The organism is Kitasatospora sp. NPDC041988 (genome assembly GCF_055588525.1).
The window spans coordinates 65,982-85,497 of sequence record NZ_JBVJCO010000037.1; the positions used below are offsets into that span (position 1 = coordinate 65,982).

Annotated in this window: 15 protein-coding genes; 8 read left to right on the top strand and 7 right to left on the bottom strand. The window is 71.9% G+C overall.

Annotation, left to right across the window (positions count from 1 at the left end):
* Nucleotides 1-49: 49 nt before the first annotated feature.
* On the bottom strand, nucleotides 50-538 hold the full coding sequence (locus tag ACZ6NC_RS30435) for a gluconokinase (RefSeq protein WP_465737054.1): 489 nt from the start codon (nucleotides 536-538) through the stop codon (nucleotides 50-52).
* A 221-nt stretch (nucleotides 539-759) separates the two neighbouring features.
* Here ACZ6NC_RS30435 and ACZ6NC_RS30440 point away from each other — a divergent pair, with 221 nt between their 5' ends.
* From ACZ6NC_RS30440 to ACZ6NC_RS30460, 5 genes are all read left to right on the top strand, one after another.
* Nucleotides 760-1,719: a 2-hydroxyacid dehydrogenase gene (locus ACZ6NC_RS30440; RefSeq protein ID WP_465737055.1), complete on the top strand. Its 960-nt coding sequence runs from the start codon at nucleotides 760-762 to the stop codon at nucleotides 1,717-1,719.
* A 182-nt stretch (nucleotides 1,720-1,901) separates the two neighbouring features.
* Nucleotides 1,902-2,696, top strand: coding sequence for an SDR family oxidoreductase (locus ACZ6NC_RS30445; protein ID WP_465737081.1), 795 nt, complete (start codon nucleotides 1,902-1,904; stop codon nucleotides 2,694-2,696).
* A gap of 182 nt (nucleotides 2,697-2,878) precedes the next feature.
* Nucleotides 2,879-4,342, top strand: coding sequence for a cytochrome ubiquinol oxidase subunit I (locus tag ACZ6NC_RS30450; RefSeq protein WP_465737056.1), 1,464 nt, complete (start codon nucleotides 2,879-2,881; stop codon nucleotides 4,340-4,342).
* On the top strand, nucleotides 4,339-5,358 hold the full coding sequence (locus ACZ6NC_RS30455) for a cytochrome d ubiquinol oxidase subunit II (RefSeq protein ID WP_465737057.1): 1,020 nt from the start codon (nucleotides 4,339-4,341) through the stop codon (nucleotides 5,356-5,358). The genes ACZ6NC_RS30450 and ACZ6NC_RS30455 overlap by 4 nt, the downstream gene beginning before the upstream one ends.
* Nucleotides 5,359-5,444: 86 nt before the next feature.
* Nucleotides 5,445-7,211 carry a cation:proton antiporter gene (locus ACZ6NC_RS30460; protein WP_465737058.1) on the top strand — a complete coding sequence of 589 codons (1,767 nt, stop codon included), beginning with the start codon at nucleotides 5,445-5,447 and terminating at the stop codon, nucleotides 7,209-7,211.
* 98 nt (nucleotides 7,212-7,309) lie between these two features.
* On the opposite strand, the gene ACZ6NC_RS30465 is transcribed toward ACZ6NC_RS30460, so the two are convergent.
* Nucleotides 7,310-9,130, bottom strand: coding sequence for a glycoside hydrolase family 15 protein (locus tag ACZ6NC_RS30465; protein ID WP_465737059.1), 1,821 nt, complete (start codon nucleotides 9,128-9,130; stop codon nucleotides 7,310-7,312).
* Between the two features lie 313 nt (nucleotides 9,131-9,443).
* Between ACZ6NC_RS30465 and ACZ6NC_RS30470 the strand changes: the two genes are divergently transcribed.
* Nucleotides 9,444-10,793, top strand: coding sequence for a chloride channel protein (locus tag ACZ6NC_RS30470; RefSeq protein WP_465737061.1), 1,350 nt, complete (start codon nucleotides 9,444-9,446; stop codon nucleotides 10,791-10,793).
* 165 nt (nucleotides 10,794-10,958) lie between these two features.
* Here the strand turns inward: ACZ6NC_RS30470 and ACZ6NC_RS30475 are convergent, their stop codons facing one another.
* From ACZ6NC_RS30475 to ACZ6NC_RS30485, 3 genes are all read right to left on the bottom strand, one after another.
* On the bottom strand, nucleotides 10,959-11,288 hold the full coding sequence (locus ACZ6NC_RS30475) for a hypothetical protein (RefSeq protein ID WP_465737062.1): 330 nt from the start codon (nucleotides 11,286-11,288) through the stop codon (nucleotides 10,959-10,961).
* Between the two features lie 144 nt (nucleotides 11,289-11,432).
* Nucleotides 11,433-12,755: a DUF2254 domain-containing protein gene (locus ACZ6NC_RS30480; protein ID WP_465737063.1), complete on the bottom strand. Its 1,323-nt coding sequence runs from the start codon at nucleotides 12,753-12,755 to the stop codon at nucleotides 11,433-11,435.
* Nucleotides 12,752-14,509 carry a cation:proton antiporter gene (locus ACZ6NC_RS30485; protein ID WP_465737064.1) on the bottom strand — a complete coding sequence of 586 codons (1,758 nt, stop codon included), beginning with the start codon at nucleotides 14,507-14,509 and terminating at the stop codon, nucleotides 12,752-12,754. Before ACZ6NC_RS30485 ends, ACZ6NC_RS30480 begins: the two co-directional genes overlap by 4 nt.
* 357 nt (nucleotides 14,510-14,866) lie before the next feature.
* Between ACZ6NC_RS30485 and ACZ6NC_RS30490 the strand changes: the two genes are divergently transcribed.
* Nucleotides 14,867-15,766 (top strand): Gfo/Idh/MocA family protein, encoded by a 900-nt coding sequence (locus ACZ6NC_RS30490; RefSeq protein WP_465737082.1) that lies wholly within the window; start codon nucleotides 14,867-14,869, stop codon nucleotides 15,764-15,766.
* A 77-nt stretch (nucleotides 15,767-15,843) separates the two neighbouring features.
* Here ACZ6NC_RS30490 and ACZ6NC_RS30495 read toward each other — a convergent pair whose 3' ends face one another.
* Nucleotides 15,844-16,596: a DUF3152 domain-containing protein gene (locus ACZ6NC_RS30495; protein ID WP_465737065.1), complete on the bottom strand. Its 753-nt coding sequence runs from the start codon at nucleotides 16,594-16,596 to the stop codon at nucleotides 15,844-15,846.
* A gap of 736 nt (nucleotides 16,597-17,332) precedes the next feature.
* On the opposite strand from ACZ6NC_RS30495, the gene ACZ6NC_RS30500 reads away from it, so the two are divergent.
* Entirely contained in the window at nucleotides 17,333-18,097 is a 765-nt protein-coding gene (locus ACZ6NC_RS30500; protein ID WP_465737067.1) for a GNAT family N-acetyltransferase, read from the top strand.
* A gap of 319 nt (nucleotides 18,098-18,416) precedes the next feature.
* On the opposite strand, the gene ACZ6NC_RS30505 is transcribed toward ACZ6NC_RS30500, so the two are convergent.
* Nucleotides 18,417-19,448: an alpha/beta hydrolase gene (locus tag ACZ6NC_RS30505; RefSeq protein WP_465737068.1), complete on the bottom strand. Its 1,032-nt coding sequence runs from the start codon at nucleotides 19,446-19,448 to the stop codon at nucleotides 18,417-18,419.
* Nucleotides 19,449-19,516 lie beyond the last annotated feature (68 nt).

Consider the following 19,516-nt stretch of genomic DNA (forward strand, 5'->3'; position numbering starts at 1 on the left):
GCGTCACTGCCGGCCGGCGCCGCCCTGGGGGTTGCGAGCCCGCACGGCGCTACGCCTCGAAGCGAGCGGTGGCGGCCAGGACCTGCCCGAGGACGGTTTCGGTGTCGGCGTCCGCGTCAACGGTCAGTCCGGGTTCGTCGGCGCGCAGCGGCTCCAGGGCGTCGTACTGCGACTCCAGAAGGCCGGCCGGCATGAAGTGCCCGGCGCGCCCGGCGATGCGGGCGCGCGCGACCTCCCGATCCACCCTCAGGTACACGAACCAGACGCCCGGGCCGGCGGCGCGGAGAACGTCCCGGTACTCGCGCTTGAGGGCTGAGCAGGAGACGACGGCGCCCGCTCCGAGGCGGGTCGTGTCCCGGATCCAGTCGGCCATGGCTCCGAGCCATGGCTCGCGATCCTCGTCGTCGAGTGCGTGTCCCGCCGCCATCTTGGCGATGTTCGTGGCCGGGTGGAAGTCGTCGCCCTCCACGAAGGGCACGCCGCGCCGCTCGGCGAGGAGCCTGCCCAGGGTGGTCTTGCCCGAGGCGGATACGCCCATGATCACTACGATGGTCGGTGCTGGTCCGGATGTCTCCACGGCGTCTCTCCCGGGTCGCGCATGAGCTGGACGGCTTTGCAGGAGATCATGCGCGCAGTTCCACCCGGGCAGTGGCGCGGCGCGGCCTGCGGGGTCCACCCGGCAGTGCTCCGCGGTGCCGGCCGCACCGAATGGCGGGCCGGAGGTTTGCCCCCGAGGGTGATCGCTGTTGAGATCGCTTCATGAGCATCCCGAACGCGGTGCCCGGCGGCCCCCCGGCCAGGATCCTGCTTCCCTACCCGCTCGCACAGGTGGGCCTACGCCCCGAGGTGGCGACGGTGGTGTGGGACGGCCGGGGTGACGGCCCGCCCCAGCGGGTGCTCGACGAGGTGGAGTTCTTCGTCATCCCCTACACCTACACGTCGGCCGCTGTTCCGCTGCTTGCCCGGATGCCCCGGTTGCGGGTCGTGCAGAGCCTGTCGGCGGGAGTCGAGGAACTGCTGCCCGTTCTGCCGACGGGTGTGATGCTCTGCAACGCGAGGGGTGTCCACGACGCCAGCACTGCCGAGCTTGCGGTCACCCTTGTGCTCTCCTCGTTGCGCGGAGTCCCGGGCTTCGTCCGGGCGCAGGACGCCGGTTCCTGGGAGGGCGGCTCATTCGCCTCGCTCGCCGACCGTACCGTGCTGGTGGTCGGCCACGGGTCGATCGGTGCGGCCGTCGAGGAGCGTCTCGTGCCGTTCGAGTGCGAGGTTCTGCGGGTGGCCCGCAGTGCCCGGACGGCAGCGCGCGGGCCGGTGCACGCTCTCGCCGACCTCCCGGACCTGCTGTCGCGCGCCGATGTCGTGGTGCTGACCGTCCCACTCACCGACGGGACCCGGGGGCTGGTCGACGCGGGTTTCCTCGCCGCGATGAAGAACGGCGCCCTGCTGGTCAACGTGGCCCGCGGTGCCGTCGTGGACACCGGCGCCCTCCTCGCCGAGCTGCAGGGCGGCCGGTTGGCCGCGGCACTCGACGTGACCGACCCCGAACCGCTGCCCGCCGGCCACCCCCTCTGGCGGGCCCCGAACACCCTGATCACACCCCACGTGGGCGGCAGCAGCTCCGCCTTCCTGTCCCGGGGCCTTCGCCTGATCCGCACCCAGCTGGAGCGCTTCCTCGCGGGCGGCCCGCTGGAGAACGTGGTGGCCCGGCCGGGTGACTGACCGGCGCCCGCCGCCGTCCGGGCGCTGAGCCGTCGGGGGGACAGTGGTGCGCCGGCGGGCGAGCCGTTCCCCGTGCCGCGAGCCGGGCCGACCAGTGTTGTCACCCGGTGCCGGCTCGCGGCCAACGACGGGAGAGATCAGTGACCTCAGCTGTGGACGAGGGGCGGCGGCCGGTTCCGCCGATTCTGCGGGGGCAGAAGGCCCTGGTGACCGGCGCGAACTCCGGTATCGGCAAGGCGACCGCGATCGGTCTCGGCCGCGCCGGCGCCGATGTGGTCGTGAACTACGTCTTCGGCCCGGAGGCGGCCGAGGAGGTGGTCGAGGAGATCAAGTCCTACGGTGTGCGGGCCTACGCCCACGAGGCGGACGTCTCCCAGGAGGACCAGGTCGTCGCGATGGTCGACCGGATGGTCGGGGAGTTCGGCACGATCGACATCATGGTGGCCAACGCCGGGTTGCAGCGGGACGCCGCTCTCACCGAGATGACCGTCGCCCAGTGGCAGAAGGTGCTGGACGTCAACCTCACCGGGCAGTTCCTGTGCGCCCGGGAGGCCGCGAAGGAGTTCGTCCGCCGGGGCGTCGTGCCGGAGGTGTCCCGCTCGGCCGGGAAGATCGTCTGCATGAGCTCGGTGCACCAGATCATCCCGTGGTCGGGCCACGTGAACTACGCCGCCTCCAAGGGCGGCGTCCTGATGCTGATGCAGACCCTGGCGCAGGAACTCGCCCCGCAGGGGATCCGGGTGAACGCCGTCGCGCCCGGCGCGATCCGCACCCCCATCAACAAGTCCGCCTGGGACACCCCCGAGGCCGAGGCCGACCTCCTGCGGCTGATCCCCTACCGCCGGGTCGGCGACCCGGAGGACATCGCCCAAGCGGTGACCGTCCTGGCCTCCGACCTGATGGACTACGTCGTCGGCGCCACGCTCTACGTCGACGGCGGAATGACCCTCTTCCCCGGCTTCGCCACCGGAGGCTGACCGCACGGTGGAGGCCGCCGTGCCCACCACGTTGTGACGCCCGCCGACCGATCGGCAGGCTGATCCGGCTGGTCGTCCCGACGCGGCCCGAGGCGCTGCCTCCCGCCGCCGGTCCGCACGCCCTCTCCCCCGTCCGGTCCGGCTGACCCCGCGGTCACCCGGCACGAGCCACCGAGGCCCGCATGAACACGGCAGCACACCTCCTGGCTGACACCCCGGCACAGCTGCTCCCCGCCCGGGAGTTGATGGCGTTCACCCTTGCCTCCCACATCCTGCTGGTGCCGCTGGGCGTGGCGCTGCCGTTCGTCACTCTGGTGATGCACTACCGGGGGCTGCGGAAGGCCGATCCGACCGCCTTGCTGCTGGCGCGGAGGTGGTCCGCCGTGATGGCCGTCCAGTTCGCCGTCGGCATCGTCACCGGCACCGTGCTCTCGTTCGAGTTCGGCCTGTTGTGGCCGGGCATGATGGGCCGCTGGGGGGACGTCTTCGGCCTCGGCTTCGGCGTGGAGGCGTGGGCGTTCTTCCTGGAGGCGATCCTGATCGCGATCTACCTCTACGGCTGGCGCAGGCTGAAGCCGTGGACGCACTTCTGGCTCGGCGTGCCATTGCCGCTGACGGCGTTGATGGGTGCGTTCGGCATCATCGCCGCCAACTCGTGGATGAACACCCCGCAGGGCTTCACCCTCGACGCGAGCGGCAATCCCGTGGATGTCAGCGTCCAACAGGCCATCTTCACACCCATGTTCGGCCCGCAGTACTGGCACTTCGTCGTCGCGATGTTCCTCACCGCCGGCTATGTGGTGGCGGGCGTCTACGCGGTGGGATGGCTGCGCGGCCGGCGGGACCGCTACCACCGCCTCGGCTTCACCGTGCCGTTCACGGCCGCGGCGATTCTCACCCCCGTCCAGTTCGTGCTCGGCGACGCCATCGCCCGGGCGGTCTTCCACAAGCAGCCCGTCAAGTTCGCCGCGACGGAGATCGTCTGGAACACCGACACCCATGTGCCCGAGTACATGTTCGGCCGCCTCCAGGAGGACGGGACCGTCAAGGGCGGTCTCAAGATTCCCCAACTGGACTCCATCCTCGCCGGGTTCAGCCCCAAGACCCAGGTCACCGGACTGACCTCGGTACCCGCCTCCGACCGCCCCACCACGACCCAGGCGACCATCGCGCACTGGGCCTTCGACATCATGGTCACCATCGGCAGCCTGCTGATCCTGCTCGCCCTCTGGTACGGCTGGTGCTGGCTGCGCCGCCGTGACCTGCCCCGCTCCCGGTGGTTCTTCCGGTTCGCCGCGGTTGCCGGTGTGGCCAGCCTGCTGACGGTGGAGTGCGGCTGGATCACCACCGAGGTGGGCCGCCAGCCCTGGATCGTCTACCAGAACATGCGGGTCTCCGAGGCCGTGACCCCCACCGCCGCCGCCTCGCTGTGGACCATGTTCGGTATCGTCGTCACGGTCTACGTCCTCGTCTTCGGTGCGTTCCTCACCGTCGTCCTGAAGATGCGTAGTCGTTGGCGGCTCGCCGACTCCGGATCCGCCCGAGCGCTCGCCGAGGGCCCCGAGACGGACACCCCCTACGGTCCGCGTCCCGAGCCGGCCGCGAGTGCCCCGGGTACCCGCCGGACCCCCGGGAGTGAGCTGTGACAGCGAACGTCGTCGCCTGGATCCTGCTGCTCGCGATCGCCGCCTACGCCTGCGGCGGCGGCGTCGACTACGGCGCCGGGTTCTGGGACCTGGTGGCCGGCGGCGCCGAGCACGGCAAACGCCCCCGCTGGCTGATCGACCACGCCATGGCACCGGTCTGGGAGGTCAACAACGTCTGGCTGATCTTCGTGCTCGTCCTGATGTGGACCGGGTTCCCGGTGTTCTTCCAGACGGTGTTCACCGCACTCTGGCTCCCGCTGGCACTGGCCGCCGTCGGCCTGGTCCTGCGCGGCGCCGGGTTCGCGCTGCGCAAGCCCACCCGGCGACTGGCCGAACGCCGGTTCTACGGCGTCGTGTTCGCCGTCTCCTCCCTGCTCACCCCGTTCTTCCTGGGCGCCGCCATCGGCGCCGTGGCCTCCGGGCGGGTCGCCCCCGGCACCGTCGCGTCGGCCGACGCCTGGGCCAGCACCACCTCGATCATGGGCGGCCTGGTCGCCGTGGCGGCCACCGCCTTCCTCGGCGCCGTGTTCCTCACGGTGGACGCCCGGCGCTTCGAGGCGCACGACCTGGTCGGCTACTTCCGGCTGCGCGCCTGGATCGCCGCCGCCGCCCTGCTGATCCTCGGCGTGATCGGCCTGATCGTGACCGAGCCGCACGCCTCGTACGTCCACCACGGGCTCACCCACGGGATCGGGCTGCTGCTCGTCCTGCTCGCCGCGGCGGCGCTGGCGGTCACGGCCTGGCTGGTCGCCGGCTCCGCCGCCGGGTGGGCACGCTACACCTCGGTGGCGGTCGTGGCCTTGCTGGTCGCCGCCTGGGGCTTCGCCCAGAAGCCCTACCTGGTGCCCACCTCGCTGACCGTCCAGCAGGGGGCGGGGGCGAGCGCCCCGCTCCAGTGGATGCTCATCGTCGCGGCCGTCGCCCTCGTGTTCATCGGCCCGGCCCTCGTCGTCCTCTACCGCCTCGACACCCACGGCGTACTGGAACCGCTGGCCGACGAGGACGTCGCACGGTGACGGCCGCGGCGGGACTCTCCCTCCTGGCCGGCCGGAGCATCACGCGGCTCGCCGGGTAGGACCGGCGCGTCCAAGGAGGAGATGTCGTGACATCCAGTCAGATCCTGATCGGCATCGCACTGATCGTCGCCCTTGCCGTCGGCTCCCAGCTGCTGGCGAGCCTGCTGCGGGTGCCGGCGATCCTGTTGCTGCTGCCCGCCGGATTCGTCGCGGGCGCGTTGACCGACGACGTCAATCCCGAGAAGCTGCTGGGCGCCGCGTTCTCACCGCTGGTGTCGCTCGCCGTGGCGGTGATCCTCTACGACGCGGGACTCGGGCTGGACCTGCGCCGGCTCAAGGGGCACACCCGCCGGGTCGTGGTCAGGCTGATCTGGTTCGGTGGCCTGGTCACCTGGTTGTCGGCGGCATTGCTCGCCGTCCCGATCATCGGCATGTCACTGGGCTCCGCCGTGATGCTGGGCGCGATCCTCGTGGTCAGTGGCCCCACCGTGGTCGGGCCGCTGCTGGGCTTCGTCCGCCCGACCGAACGGTTGCAACGCATCCTCGTCTGGGAGGGCTCCCTGATCGACCCGGTGGGCGGCATCCTCGGGGCGTTCGTCTTCCACGGCGTCCTGGCCGCCGAACAGTACGGTCTCGGCAGCCAGCTGGGCATGTTCAGCGGCAGCGCTGCGGTCGGTCTGGCAGGCGGCGCCGTCGGAGCCGCCGTGCTCTGGCTGCTGCTGCGCCACCTGCCCCTCGGCGAGGTGCTCGGCACGACGGTGCAGCTCGCCGCGGTGGTCTCGGTGGCGGGGCTCTGCGACGCCTTCCGGGACGACACCGGCCTGATCGCGGCCGTGGTGATGGGGATGGCGCTGGCCAATCTGCCGGGGCTCGACATCCCGGCCCGCCGGGTCTTCTTCGAGACGCTGGTCTCGCTGACCATCGGCCTGCTGTTCATCTCGATCTCGGCCACCGTCACCCCGCAGTCGCTGCGCCACGTGGTTCTGCCCGCCCTCGGCCTCGTCGCGGCCCTCGTCCTGGTGGTCAGACCCCTGGTGGCGCTGCTCTCCACCGCCCGCACCGACGTCCCCCACCGGGAACGGTGGTTCATCGGATGGATGGCACCGCGCGGCATCGTCGCCGCGGCCACCGCGTCCACCTTCTCCGCCGCCCTGGTGCAGGCCGGTGTCGGCGGGGCACAGAAGATCCTTCCGGCCACCTTCGTCGTGATCGTCGCCACCGTCATGGTCTACGGCCTGACGGCGCTCCCGGTGGCGCGGCGGCTCGGCGTCCGCCGTTCGGCACGGTCGCGGCCGCTGCTGGTCGGGGGCGATCCCTGGGTGGTGGAGCTGGGTGGCGCCCTGCGGTCGGCGGGCCTGGACGTGCTCATGTGGGCAGGACTCGACCAGCAGCGCCAGACCATCAAGGACGCGGGCCTCGAACTCGCCCCCGGCGAACTCCTCGCCGCCGCCACCGGGGCCGGTGCCGAGCTGGAGGGCATCACCGAGGTACTCCTGCTCACCGACGAGGACGACTTCAACGCCCTCGCGTTCATGACGCTGAAGGAGACGGTGGAGGGGCCCGTCCACCGCCTGGCGCCGGCCACCCCCAGCCACGGCGTGGTCGCCCCCTACATCGAGAGCGAGGCGCTGTTCGCCCCCGCCCTCAACCGGCCCGAACTGGCTCGCCGGTATGAGGGGGGAGCCCGCATCGTCGCCTTCCGGGTCGACGGAGGTCTCCCGGCCGGACACGACGTGCTGTTCCTGGTGAGCGCGGACGGCCGGCTCGTCGCCACTACCGAGACCACCGCGCCGACGCCGACCGGCGGCGACGTCGCCGTCCTACTCACCCCTGCGGCCGGGTCCGCGCCGTAGGTCTGCCCGCGCAGCCCGTCGTGGAGGCCCTTGAACCGCTCAGGTTCCGGCGGCACGGTTGGTCGCGCGGTGCCGTGAACAGCGCTCCCCGGGCCCTGTCAGGGGCGCCCGCGGTCGAGGGCCTCGTCGAGGGTCGATGCCGCCATGATGAGCGACAGGTGGGTGAACGCCTGCGGGAAGTTGCCGAGTTGTTCGCCGCTGGGACCCACCTCCTCGGCGAAGAGGCCGACGTGGTTGGCGTAGGTGTGCATCTTCTCGAAGGTGTAACGGGCGGGCCGCAGGCGCCTGGCCCGGGCCAGTGCATCGACGTAGAGGAAGGTGCAGAGGCTGAACGTGCCCTCCGAGCCGCGCAGGCCGTCGGGGGAGGCGGCCGGGTCGTAGCGGTAGACGAGACTGTCGGACACCAGGGTGCGGTCCATCGCGTCCAGGGTGGACAGCCAGGACGGGTCCCGGGGGGCGACGAACCCCACCCGGGGCATCAGTAGCAGCGAGGCGTCCAGGACGGCGTCCCCGCCGTAGTGCTGGACGTACGCCTGCTGCTCCTCGCTCCAGCCGCGCTCCATGACCTGCAGCAGGATGGCGTCGCGGGCTTTCGTCCAGCGCTCGGTGTCGGCCGGCCGGCGGAAGTCGTCGGCCAATCGCAGGCCGCGGTCGAAGGCCGCCCAGCACATCACCCGGCTGTAGGTGAAGTCCTGCCGCCCGCCGCGGGTCTCCCAGATGCCCTCGTCGGGGCGGTCCCAGGAGTCGGCCAGCCAGTCCAGGCTCCGGGAGAGGATCTTCCAGCCGCGGTAGCCGGCCTGGGCGGCGATCTCCCGGCCCTCGGAGAGGGCGTAGAGCGCCTCACCGTAGATGTCCAGCTGCAACTGGTCGGCGGCTGCGTTGCCGAGCCGCACCGGCGCGGAGCCGCGGTACCCCTCCAGATGGCCGAGGATCTCCTCGGTCAGCAGCGGTTCGCCGTCGACGCGGTACATGATCTGGAGCGGTTCGCCGCCCTTCCCGGCCGTCTCGCCCAGGCGGTCGCCCAGCCAGTGCGTGAAGTCCGTCGCCTCCTCGACGAAACCGAGGTCGAGCAGGGCGCGGACGGAGAGCGAGCCGTCGCGGACCCAGGTGTAGCGGTAGTCCCAGTTGCGCTCGCCGCCGACCTGTTCGGGCAGGCCCATGGTGGCCGCCGCCACCGGTGCGCCGCTGGGGGCGTAGGTGAGCAGCTTGAGGGTGATCGCGGAGCGGTTCACCATGTCCGGCCAGCGGCCGCGGTAGTTGGATCCGTGCACCCACTTCTGCCAGAAGTCGGCTGCGTCCCAAAGCTGTTCGGTGATCCCGTCGACGGTGGGCGGCGGCGGTACCTGGCCGTCGGCGTCGCAGACGGTCAGGACGACAGCTGCCGATTCGCCGACGTTCAGCGTGACGGAGCCCCGTAGGTCGTTGCCGTCCCGTTCCACCGGGAAGGTGCTCTGGAGGTACGCGCAGACGCCCGGCGCCCGGAACACGGGTGCGTCGGGCCGCAGGTCCAGTTCGTGGGTGGCCCGGCCGTAGTCGAACCGCGGGCGGCACTCCATGTCGAAGCGCACGGTGCCGCGCACGCTGCGCACCGTCCGGATCAGGGTGTGCCGGTCGGTCGGGGTGCGGCTGGTGTTCGGCGGCATCCAGTCGATTAATTCGCCCACCCCGTCGGGCGACATGAAGCGGGTGACCAGGACGGCGGTGTCCGGGTAGTACAGCTGTTTGCAGGTGGCCTGAGGATTGACGTCCGCGAGCCGGAAGTAGCCGCCGCGGTCGTGGTCGAGGAGGGCGGCGAAGATGCTGGGGGAGTCGAAGCGGGGTGCGGCGAACCAGTCGACGACGCCGCGCGAGGTCACCAGCGCGGCGGTTTGCAGGTCGCCTATGAGGCCGTGCTCGGCAATGGGCGGGTAGCGGTCCATGAGCGTCCCAAGGTCAGGGTGGTCCTTTGATTTCACTATCGGCCAGGACGGTCGGACGCGCCCGTTACGGTGGCCGGCCCGCCGTCGAGAGGAGTCGCGGCTGGAATCTGTGGCCGCTCGCGCGCGGCGAGGCCGCGGCGGGCGGGGCCGGGCGGGGGATCCTGGACTGAGCCGCCCGGATGACGTCCGGTGACTCGCCGGGCAGTCACGGACCGGAAGTGCCGGGCATGCCCCCGAGCCGTGGTACGACGGCTCCGAGGCCTGTCGACCGACGTGTTTCAGGCTGCCGTCCGGTGCTGAGGAGACGATGAGCATGCCGACCACGGCCGTCGGACCGGCCGCTGCCCCACCACCGGATCCCCTCGTGCTGATCCGGAGCCGCAAGTACGCGGTGCTGCTGGTGATGGCGGCGCTTCTCGGCGTCCCGATCTCCGCGGTCGCGTTCGGCTTCCTCGCGCTCGTGTCCGAACTGCAGTCGCTGACCTACACCGATCTCCCCGAAGCGCTGGGCTTCGACGGAACGCCTTCGTGGTGGCCGATCCCGCTCCTCGCCCTGGCCGGGCTGCTGGTGGCCCTGACCATCAGCCGCCTGCCGGGACAGGGCGGGCACAAGCCGGCCGAGGGGCTGGTCGCCAAGGGAGCGCCGACGGCGGCGGAACTGCCCGGTATCGCGCTCGCGGCGGTGCTGTCGCTCGGGGCGGGCGTGGTGCTCGGGCCCGAGGCTCCGCTCATCGCGCTCGGCGGGGGGCTGGCGGTGTTCGCCGTCCGGGCGGTGAAGCGGGACGTGCAGCCGAGTTCGAGCGCGGTGCTGGGGGCGGCGGGGAGTTTCGCGGCCGTCAGCACGCTGCTCGGATCGCCGCTGCTCGGCGCGTTCCTGCTGATGGAGGCGGCCGGTCTCGGTGGCGCCATGATGGGTGTCGTTCTGGTGCCGGGCCTCCTCGCGGCCGGCGTCGGCGCACTGATCTTCACCGGCCTCGGGTCCTGGACCGGTCTGGGCACGTACTCGTTGGCCCTTCCACAGGTGCCGCACGCCGACCGCCCCGACCTCGCCGGGTTCGGCTGGGCACTCGTCATCGGGGTGGCCTCTGCCTTCCTCGGGGCGGGGATCCACCGTTCGGGCCTGTTCCTGCAGGCCCGGGTCGACCGGAGGCGGGTGGTGCTCACCACCATGGCCGGCGTGCTCGTGGGAGTCCTCGCGCTGGTGTACGCCGAGTGGACGGGCAAGGAGGCGTCGGACGTGCTGTACTCGGGGCAGAGCGCACTCGGGCCGCTGCTGGCCGGTCAAGCCGGGTACACGGCGGGGACCCTGGTCGTCCTGGTGGTCTGCAAGGCGCTCGCCTACAGCCTTTCGCTCAGTGGTTTCCGTGGCGGCCCGGTCTTTCCGTCGATGTTCGTGGGAGCGGCGGGCGGGCTCGCCCTTGCGCACCTCCCCGGACTGGACGTGACCTCAGGGTTCGCGATGGGCGTCGGAGCGCTGTGTGTGGCGATGCTGAAACTGCCGATGACCGCGGTGCTGCTGGCCACCCTGCTCCTGGGAGCGGAGGGCCTGACCGTCATGCCGCTCGTGATCGTCGCGGTCGTGGTCTCCTACGCCCTCACGTTCAGGCTCGCCCCCGCGCCTGCCGCCGCGCCGCCGCCGCCTCCGGCCGCAGTGTCCCGCTGAATCGTGGTCCGCGATCTCCCCGCTCCACCCGATCGGGAGGCCGGCCTTATCCCGGAGCCCGACCGGCGGCACGCCGAGCACCATCGGCCCGCAGCGGCTGGACACTCCGTTCACCGAACTGGAACGGGACTCCTCCGGTCGGGCGCGGTGCGGTGGAATCGCCGCTCAGGCGTACCAGGAAACCTCCGTCAGCCGCGCTCTGCGGGCTATCTCCCTCTCGGGCATCGGGAGCCGGGTGCCGTCCTCGACCAGGACGCTGGTCGGCTCTCCCCGGACCGGGCCGGGCAGTGCCACCTGGACGTCGATGTGGCGTGGCGGGTCGGTCGGCAGGGTCGTGGCCAGCGACCGCACCTCGGAGTGGTGGCCATGGATGCGCACCGCCGCAACCTCCTTGCCGTCCACCAGGAGCGCGAGCTCCCGGGGTCCGCCCAGGTGCACGTCGACGGTCACGGAGTAGCCGGCGTGTTCACGGTGGAAGTGGTAGTAGCGGCCCATGACCGCCTCCGATCGCGGCGGAACTCTTGAGTCCATCGTGACACCGGCGGGCGGCCGCCGCGAGATCCGGAAGGTGTGGCTACCAGCGACGATCGGCCGGCGGGATCGGTGGGCGCGGCGGGCCCGGCCGGGTCGGAGACGCTCCTATCGGCCGGGCCCGCCGGGGGGTGCCGGGGTGTCGGGCGGTGCGCCCCTGGGATGCCGCCCTCCGCCGATGCCCTGGGGGTCGGGGGTCCGGGCGTCGGCCCGGCGGGGCGTGTCGCCGTACTCCCGGTCGACCGCGAGGTCGAGGAGGGAGAGTTCGAGGCGGAGGGCGGGTTGGCACTCCTGCGGCAGCGCCGCGAGGAGGCCTTCGAGGACGGCCCTGAGCCGTCGGCACACCTGGACGGAGCTCGCGCCGTAGTCGCGGATCTCGGTGACGGCGAGTTCCAGGTAGTCCTCCCACGGCCGGCCGGGCAGTACGAGGCGCGGCCGGCCGTTGTCATCGGCGAGCACGTAGCTGCTGCGGAGCCCGACGCGGCCGACGGTGTAGAGGAACGTCTCGATGTGGTTCAGCACCTGGACGGCGGTGGTGGGGTCGTTGACGGCGGGGGAGAGGGCCCGGATGGCGATGTCGACGAGGATGCGCAGGGCGAAGGCCGGGTCCTGCTCGATGGTCCGCTCGGCGCCGAGGGCGAGGAGGCCGGTCACCAGGTGGGGATCCGGCGCGGGTGCGCCGCCATGGATCTCGACCACGGTGGCGCCGGGCGGTACGAAGTCGCCGACGGAGGCGGCCAGGACGAGGACGCAGTCGTGCTGGGCGGCGAGCGCGACCATGCCGGGCGCGTTGATCGCCTGGATGACGCCGCCGCGTTCCGACCGGATGCGGCCGGCCGGGGAGCTCGGCTGCGGCGCCGGGTCGCGCGCCGTGGAGCTCCGGATGCCCGCCGCGGCGCGGTCCAGGACCTGCTCGCCCAGGCGTCCCACGATGTCGGCGATGGCCACGGGGCGCAGGTTGTGCGTGAACCGGTTGAGGTAGATCAGCAGGAGGAGGAGGCTGGCCGAGACGGCGATGCCGGCGAGGGTCACGCCGAGGTTGGGCACGGAGTCGGTCTCGATGCTCCGCAACAGGGTGTAGGCGAATGCGAAGGTGCCGGTGAAGGTCGCCAGTACGGCCTTCTGCAGCCGGTCGCGGTACCAGAGCCGCATGTAGCGGGGGGAGAGTGTGCCGGTGGCCTGCTGGATGACGAGGACGCCGATGGTGACGACGAACCCGAGCAGCGCGATCATCGAGCCGACCACGGAGCTGAGGACGCTGCTCGCGGTCGACGCGGAGTAGTCCCAGGTCTTCGGCAGCCAGGACGCCCCGTCCACGGCGGCCGCCGCCTCGGCCAGGGCGACGCCGAGGACGAGCCCGAACAGCGGGACGATCCACAGGCTGGCCTTGGCGTACTGCCGCAGCCGGAAGCGGGCGGCCCAGGACATCATGCGGGGCCCAGCAGGACGGCGGTCTCGTCCGGCTGCGGCGTGATCGCCTGGGCCTCGGTGACCGGGGCCAGGAGGCCGTCGGTGCTGATGACGAAGAGGAGGTCGTGGTCCGGGGGGATGGGCAGGGATCCGGGTTGCACGTGGAAGCGGGAGCCCTGCTCGTAGCGGGCCGCCAGGCGGTGCCGGACGAGAGCACGGCCGAAGAGGATGTCGCCTCCCGTGTAGGGGGCGACCACGCCGTGGCTGCCCCGTGGCGGGCCCACGCGGTAGACGGGGCCTTCGACGTTGTCCTTGACGACGACGGAGGCGAGCGCGTTGAAGTCGTCGTCGTCGGTGAGTAGGAACACCGCGGTGACGCCCTCCAGACGGGCCCGGGGGTTGGTCGCGGTCGCCAGCATCTCCCCGTGTGCGAGTTCGATGCCGGCCATGGTGATCCGGTCGCGTTCCTCGTCGAGCCCCGCCCACATCAGCACGTCGAGTCCGGCCGACTGCAGGGCCTTCCCCAGGCCGATCACCCAGGGTTCGCCGCCGACGAGGAGCGGGCGGGTCCGGCTCGGCCGGACGACCTTGAGCCGTCGTGCCACGGGGGCGGCGGTCAGCGCGTAGAGCACGACCGTCCCCACGATCACGAGGAAGGTGATCGGGAGGATCTTCCTGGCGCCGGGAAGCCCCTTCTCCACCAGGGTGGCGGCGAAGGCGGACGCGGTCGAGGCGGCGACGATGCCGCGGGGCGCCATCCAGCCGATGAAGCCCCATTCGCCCGTGGTCAGGTCGGAGCCCCGGGCGGAGGCGAAGGCGATGAGCGGCCGGACGACCAGGACGAGGATCGCGATCAGGATCAGGGAGGGGACGAGCACCGGCGTGACGGAGGCGGGGGTGACGGCGGAGGAGATGGAGATGAACAGCAGGCCGATGATCAGCTGGACTAGTGTTTCGAGGAACGGCCGACGGGCCGGCATGTCCAGGCCGGGGAGGTTGGTGACGGCGAGTCCGGTGACGATCGCGGCGATCAGGCCGGTGTCGTCGCGGGCGATGTCGCAGCCCGCGGAGACGAGGACCACGGTCGCCAGCTGGGCCAGGGTGCCGAGCGTCTCGCCGAGCCGCAGCCTGCGCAGCGCGAGCCAGAGGACGGTGGTGCCCACCGCGCCGCCGGCGAGGCCGACGCCCATGCTGATGAGGAACTGTCCGAACTGGTAGCCCCGCCCGATGTCGATCTGCCCGGTGGTGGCGACGGCGTGGAAGACGATGGCGCCGAGGATGCCACCGATCGGGTCGGTCAGCGTCCCCTCCCAGATGAGGATGCGCCGCAGCCTGTCCGTCGGCCGGACGTACTCCAGCAGGGGGCCGACCACGGTGGGGCCGGACACCACCAGGATCACAGCGATCATGGCCGCGACCCTGAGCGGGATCCCGAACAGCGCCGGCCCGACGGCGCAGACGGCGAAGAAGGTGACCAGGATGCCGATGACCAGCAGCTTGACCACGATCCCGCGGGTGCGGCCGGTGAGGTGACGCAGGTTCAGTCCGAGGCCGGCGTCGTAGAGGATCACGGCGACGGACAGCGACACCAGTGCGGGGAAGTCCGGGCCGACGAGCTGTCCGGGGTGGATGACGTCGGTCAGCGCGCCTGCGGTGAAGCCGACCGGCAGTAGCACGATCAGGGCGGGGACCCGCAGCTTGTTCGCCAGGACCTGGGACCCCGTGGCGAGGGCCACGGTCAGGGCGATGCCAAGGAGGATGTCCTCGTCGGACACGGCGGTCGCCCTCCTCACGACGTCGGGGTCTACGGGATCAAACCGCGTCCCCCCGGGCCCGTACTCGCCCATCGCGGTCGGACACGGCAGCGGCCACCCGATCGGCCCTGCCGGCGCCCTGGGACACCGGGAGGTGACCGCCGCCGTGAGGTCTCCTGTGCCGGTCGAGGGCCGCCGGGCCGAGACCGGCAACACGCACAGGGCCGCGACGAGTCGGCCCGGTGCCGAGGAGGCGTGCGCTGCCGCGCAGGCGGTGTCGTGCGGCGTGCGGTGCGTGGCGAATAGGGTGGGTGCGGTCCGTGATCACCCGTGCCCACTGGAGAGCCGATGAGTCCGATCCCCGTCCCCGATGCCCCGTTGCCGGTCGGGGTGATCGGTCTTGGCGACATCGCCCAGAAGGCGTATCTGCCGGTGCTGGCGGCGCTGCCGGGTCTGGATCTGCGTTTGATGACCCGGGACCGGGCCAAGCTCGACCGGATCGGCGACACCTACCGCATCGATCCGGGCAAGCGGTTCACCGACCTCGGCGAGCTGATCGCCGGCGGAATCCGGGCCGCGTTCGTCCACGCGGCAACGGACCAGCACGTCCCGATCGTGGAGCAGCTGCTCACCGCCGGCGTCGACGTGTACGTGGACAAGCCGCTCGACTACACGTCGGACGGTTCCCGCCGGCTGGTCGACCTCGCGGATCGTACGGGTCGTTCGCTGATGGTGGGCTTCAACCGCCGCTATGCGCCCGGTTATGTTCAGGCGAAGGAGCGGCCACGCGACCTGATCGTGCTGCAGAAGAACCGGGAGGGCCTGCCGGAGGCGGCGAGGTCGATGGTTTTCGATGACTTCATCCATGTCGTGGATGTGCTTCGTTTCCTGGCCCCCGGTGAGGTCGAGCACGTGGACGTCCGCTCCCGGGTGCGTGACGGCCTGGTGGAGCACCTCGTCCTCACCCTGGCCGGTGAGGGGTTCACGGCGCTGGGCATCATGAACCGGGTGAGCGGCTCCACCGAGGAGGTTCTCCAGGTCTCGGGCGGGGACTCCAAGCGCGAGGTCCACAACCTGGCGGAGGTGATCGATCACCGGGGCCAGCCGACGATCCGTCGCCGCGGCGACTGGGTGCCGGTGGCTCGCCAGCGCGGCATCGAGCAGATCGTCATGGCTTTCCTCGATGCCGTCCGCGCCGGCCGCACCCTCGACGCCCGCGACGCCCTGCGCACCCACGAGCTGTGCGAACTGATCGTGGAGCGCATCGAGGCGGCCTGAGTCGCGGGCCTTGCCGGGTGCCCCGTGCCGCGCGCACGGTGGAACCCGGTGCCACGACCACGGGGCGGGTGCCGCGGCTACGGGGCGGGGGTGGGGGCCGGGACGGGGGGACCGGTGAGGAGGGTGCCGGTTTCGGAGTAGGGCCAGCCGTTCGGTACGCAGTCGTGCAACCCCTTGATCTGCTGCATCATCACGGGAGCCGGCAGGCCCGGACCGGGGCAGTCGACGTGGCCGAGGCCGAGTATGTGGCCGACCTCGTGGTTGACGGCGAGTGCGTGGTAGAGGTCGGGCCGGCCGGTGTAGTACTCGGTGAGCTCGGTCCAGCGCTTGAGGTTGATGACGACCTGGTGGCCCACGCCGCAGTTCACCCAGCCGCCGGTGTCCAGCCCGTACTGGCCGCAGATCCGGTCGGTGGTCTCCGGGGTGGCCAGGTAGACGGTGAAGTCCACCGGGTCGGCGGGCATGCGCTGGAAGGAGCGGGTGCCGTCCGCGGCCCAGCCGCGTTGGACGTTGCCGAGGACGGCGTCGACCTCGGCGGCGAACTGTTCGGGGCGCTCCTTGATTCCGTTCTCGGTACGCACCTTGTAGCGGTAGAACTGTTCGCCGGTGCCGAAGCGGGGGGAGCCTCCGGTGGCCGTCGTGAACTCCAACGGCTTCTGCCGGCCGGTGGCGGCCGGGGTCCACGGATGCCACCACAGCAGGCCGGCGGTCACGGCGGAGACCACCACGGTGGCGAGCACGCCTCTCCGGACCCTGCGTCGGCCGGTCCGGTCGCTCGCCTGGACCTGCGGGGAGGCTTCGTCGCGCCGGAATCCGGCAAAGCCCCTCACCGGCTGCTCCTCGGAGCGGGGTGGCCGTACGACCGGCGGGTTCGCTGCGGGTGGGCGGGCTGTGGCACGCGGGGCCTCGGGAGGACGGTGGCGGCCGCGCGGGGGCGGGCTGGGGCCTGGGCGGACATGGTGGTGCGATGACTCCTGTATGGGGGTCGGACTAATGCACGGTATGTAGGTGATAACGGGCCGGAGTGGACCGCCGGTTCAGACGGCTGCGGGAGCAGGCAGTGGTGGGACGCTGGGCGGTCCACGGGTGGTTCCCGGTCGGTCCCCGGCGGGATCGGCCCGCGAGCGGCGATCCGGGATCGCCTCTGGAACCGGCCGCGGTGCGCGGTACTCTGGACGTTCACGGTTGCCGGACGCGAAACGGACGGGCGATGCACGCACGCCAACGGCGGGACGAGAGGGCCCTCTTCGGGCTCCCGCTGCCGTCGCGCACGGCGTTCCACCCGCCGGCCGGTGCCCACCGTGTTGCCGCCGGGGGCCAGGGCAGCGGGGCCGGGCTCGTGCGGCGCCGCTGGATCGACGGGGTCGGCTCCCCGACCGGGCTCTGTCGCCCGTAAGAGTCCGGCATCCGCGCACTCACGCGTTTCCACCGGCGGGGCGACCTGCTCCCGGGGCCCGCACGCCCGCTACACCCGGTATGCCCGGTCGTTGCGCTCCGTCGCAGCCGGGGCCGGCCACGCCGCCGCCGAAGACAGCGAGAAGTATCGAGACCGAGGAACGGCTTCGTATGCCCCACCACCCCGCGCTCACCCCCGACGGCACCACGGACGACGCCCCGCACCACCGCGTCCTGGACAACCCGGCCCACATCCTGGACAACCCGGCCCGCGCCGCCCTGCTCGGCCCGCACGCCCACCTTGCCCAGCGGCGCGGCGACGTCCTGCGCTACCCGGCCGACGTGTCGCCGTTCGTGGCCCTCCCGGACCGGCCCGACCGGGAGACCTGGCGGAACGTGGCGGCGCTGTGCGGCCCGGGCACCGTCCTCGCCGCCACCGGCTCGCCGACCGCGGTGCCGGCCCACTGGGAGATCCTCATGCAGGGCCCCGGCGTCCAGCTGGTGGACGACGGCGTCCGGGCCGTGCCCGACGAGGAGGCCGTCCGGCTGGGCCCCGCCGACGTGCCGGAGATGCTGGCGCTGGTGGAGCAGGCCCGGCCCGGCCCGTTCCTGCCCCGCACCGTGGAACTCGGCCGCTACCTGGGCATCCGGCGCGGGGGTGCGCTCGTCGCGATGGCCGGGGAGCGCCTGCGCCCGCCGGGCTGGACCGAGATCAGCGCGGTCTGCACGGCCGACTCCCATCGCGGGCAGGGTCTGGCCTCCCGTCTCGTACGGGCGGTCGCGGCCGGGATCCGCGAGCGCGGCGACAGACCGTTCCTGCACACCTCCGCCGAGAACGCCACGGCGATCCGGCTGTACGAGTCGCTGGGGTTCCGGCTGCGCCGGCGGGTCACTTTCCTGGGCCTGAAGGTCCCCGGCGGGGAGCACGCCATGTGACCACGTCCCCACCGGGCGCAGCCGGGCGCCGAGGTCGGCCCGTTTCGGGTGCGGGTGCCGGGAGATGAAGCGTCCGACGGCCGCACGGTAGCGTTACGTTGAGGTGGCATGTACGCTGCGTGTCGCTGGCTGAACAGCATGCGGGCCTGGCAGCGACTCCGTGGGGGAAGTCACGTCCAGGCCCGGCCGCCAGTCGGGGCCCGGTTGCGCTCGTGGGGAGTTCCAACCGGGCCCGTTGACGGGCTATCCACGGTATGCCCGGTCGGACGGGGTTTCAGTCATGCCAACTGTCCGGCAGCGGCGCGTTGTGGACGAACCGTCAGTCGGCGGTCGGCCCGGCCATGTTCTTGGTGAGCCATTCCAGGGTGTTCGGGATCATCTTCTTGAAGTCCGAGGTGAGGTGCTGACCGCCGGGCTGCTCGTAGTAGTCGATCGTCAGCGGCGGGACGGCCTTGGCGATCCAGTCCTTGACCAGCTTGACCTCGGGCGCGGTGCCGCCGGCCGCGGTGGCGAGCATCCGCACGTCAGCCTTGCCCTGCGAGACCATGGCGTTCGGGCTGTTGGCCTGGCGCTCCGTCTCGTGCCCCTTCCAGAGCGGCGAGTCGGGGGCCCAGTAGCCGTCGACCGGCACCGCGACCTTGAACGTGTCCGGGTGCTGCAGGGCGAGCTTGGCGCTGCAGAAGGCGCCGGTGGAGGCGCCCATCACGCCCCAGCCGTCCCGGCTCTTCAGGGTGCGGAAGTTGGCCCGGATGAAGGCGGGTATGTCCTCGGCCAGCCAGGTGCCCATCTTGGGCTGGCCCGGGATGTCGCTGCACTCCAGCGCCTTGTGCTCGTCGGGGTCCAGGTTCTGCACCGGCATGATCATGATGAACGGGTGGGCCTTGCCGGCCTTCGTCATCTCCACGTCGGCCGCCTGGATGGGCAACTGGTTGTCCGTGTAGGTGTTGTAGCCGGCGCTCTGGCCGCCCGAGAAGAGGACGATGACGGGGAAGCCGGTCTTCGCGTACTTGGGGTCGTTGTACTCGGGCGGCAGCCAGACCCAGACCTTTCCCGACACCCCGGACTTCGCGCCGGTCAGGGTGGTCACGGTGATCGGCCCGGCGGTGGTGTCCCTGGCCTTGCCGAACGTCGTGGTCGGACCGGTGGGCATGGCGACCTTGCTGCCGGCCGCGGGGGCGGCGGGGGCGGCGGACGCGCCGCCGATGGCGGCCGGGCCGGTGGCGGTACCGGCGTCCTTCGCCGCGTCGCCTCTGCCGCCGTCGCCGCCGGAGCAGGCGGCCAGCGAAGTGGCCAGGACGAGCGCGGTGGTGCCCGTCAGAAGGGCACGGAAGCGAGGAGACGGCGGTTGCACGGTGAGAACTCTCCGACCAGTGTGGCGTCCGGTCCGCGGAGCCGGACGGCGGCCCCGGGCGGGACCGG

Bases quoted from the DNA above. Each gene is read 5' to 3' on its own strand.
- ACZ6NC_RS30470 (WP_465737061.1), top strand. From the start codon at position 9,444: ATGCCGACCACGGCCGTCGGACCGGCCGCTGCCCCACCACCGGATCCC.
- ACZ6NC_RS30500 (WP_465737067.1), top strand. From the start codon at position 17,333: ATGCCCCACCACCCCGCGCTCACCCCCGACGGCACCACGGACGACGCC.
- ACZ6NC_RS30440 (WP_465737055.1), top strand. From the start codon at position 760: ATGAGCATCCCGAACGCGGTGCCCGGCGGCCCCCCGGCCAGGATCCTG.
- ACZ6NC_RS30480 (WP_465737063.1), bottom strand. From the start codon at position 12,755: ATGATGTCCTGGGCCGCCCGCTTCCGGCTGCGGCAGTACGCCAAGGCC.
- ACZ6NC_RS30475 (WP_465737062.1), bottom strand. From the start codon at position 11,288: ATGGGCCGCTACTACCACTTCCACCGTGAACACGCCGGCTACTCCGTG.
- ACZ6NC_RS30435 (WP_465737054.1), bottom strand. From the start codon at position 538: ATGGGCGTATCCGCCTCGGGCAAGACCACCCTGGGCAGGCTCCTCGCC.
- ACZ6NC_RS30465 (WP_465737059.1), bottom strand. From the start codon at position 9,130: ATGGACCGCTACCCGCCCATTGCCGAGCACGGCCTCATAGGCGACCTG.
- ACZ6NC_RS30450 (WP_465737056.1), top strand. From the start codon at position 2,879: ATGAACACGGCAGCACACCTCCTGGCTGACACCCCGGCACAGCTGCTC.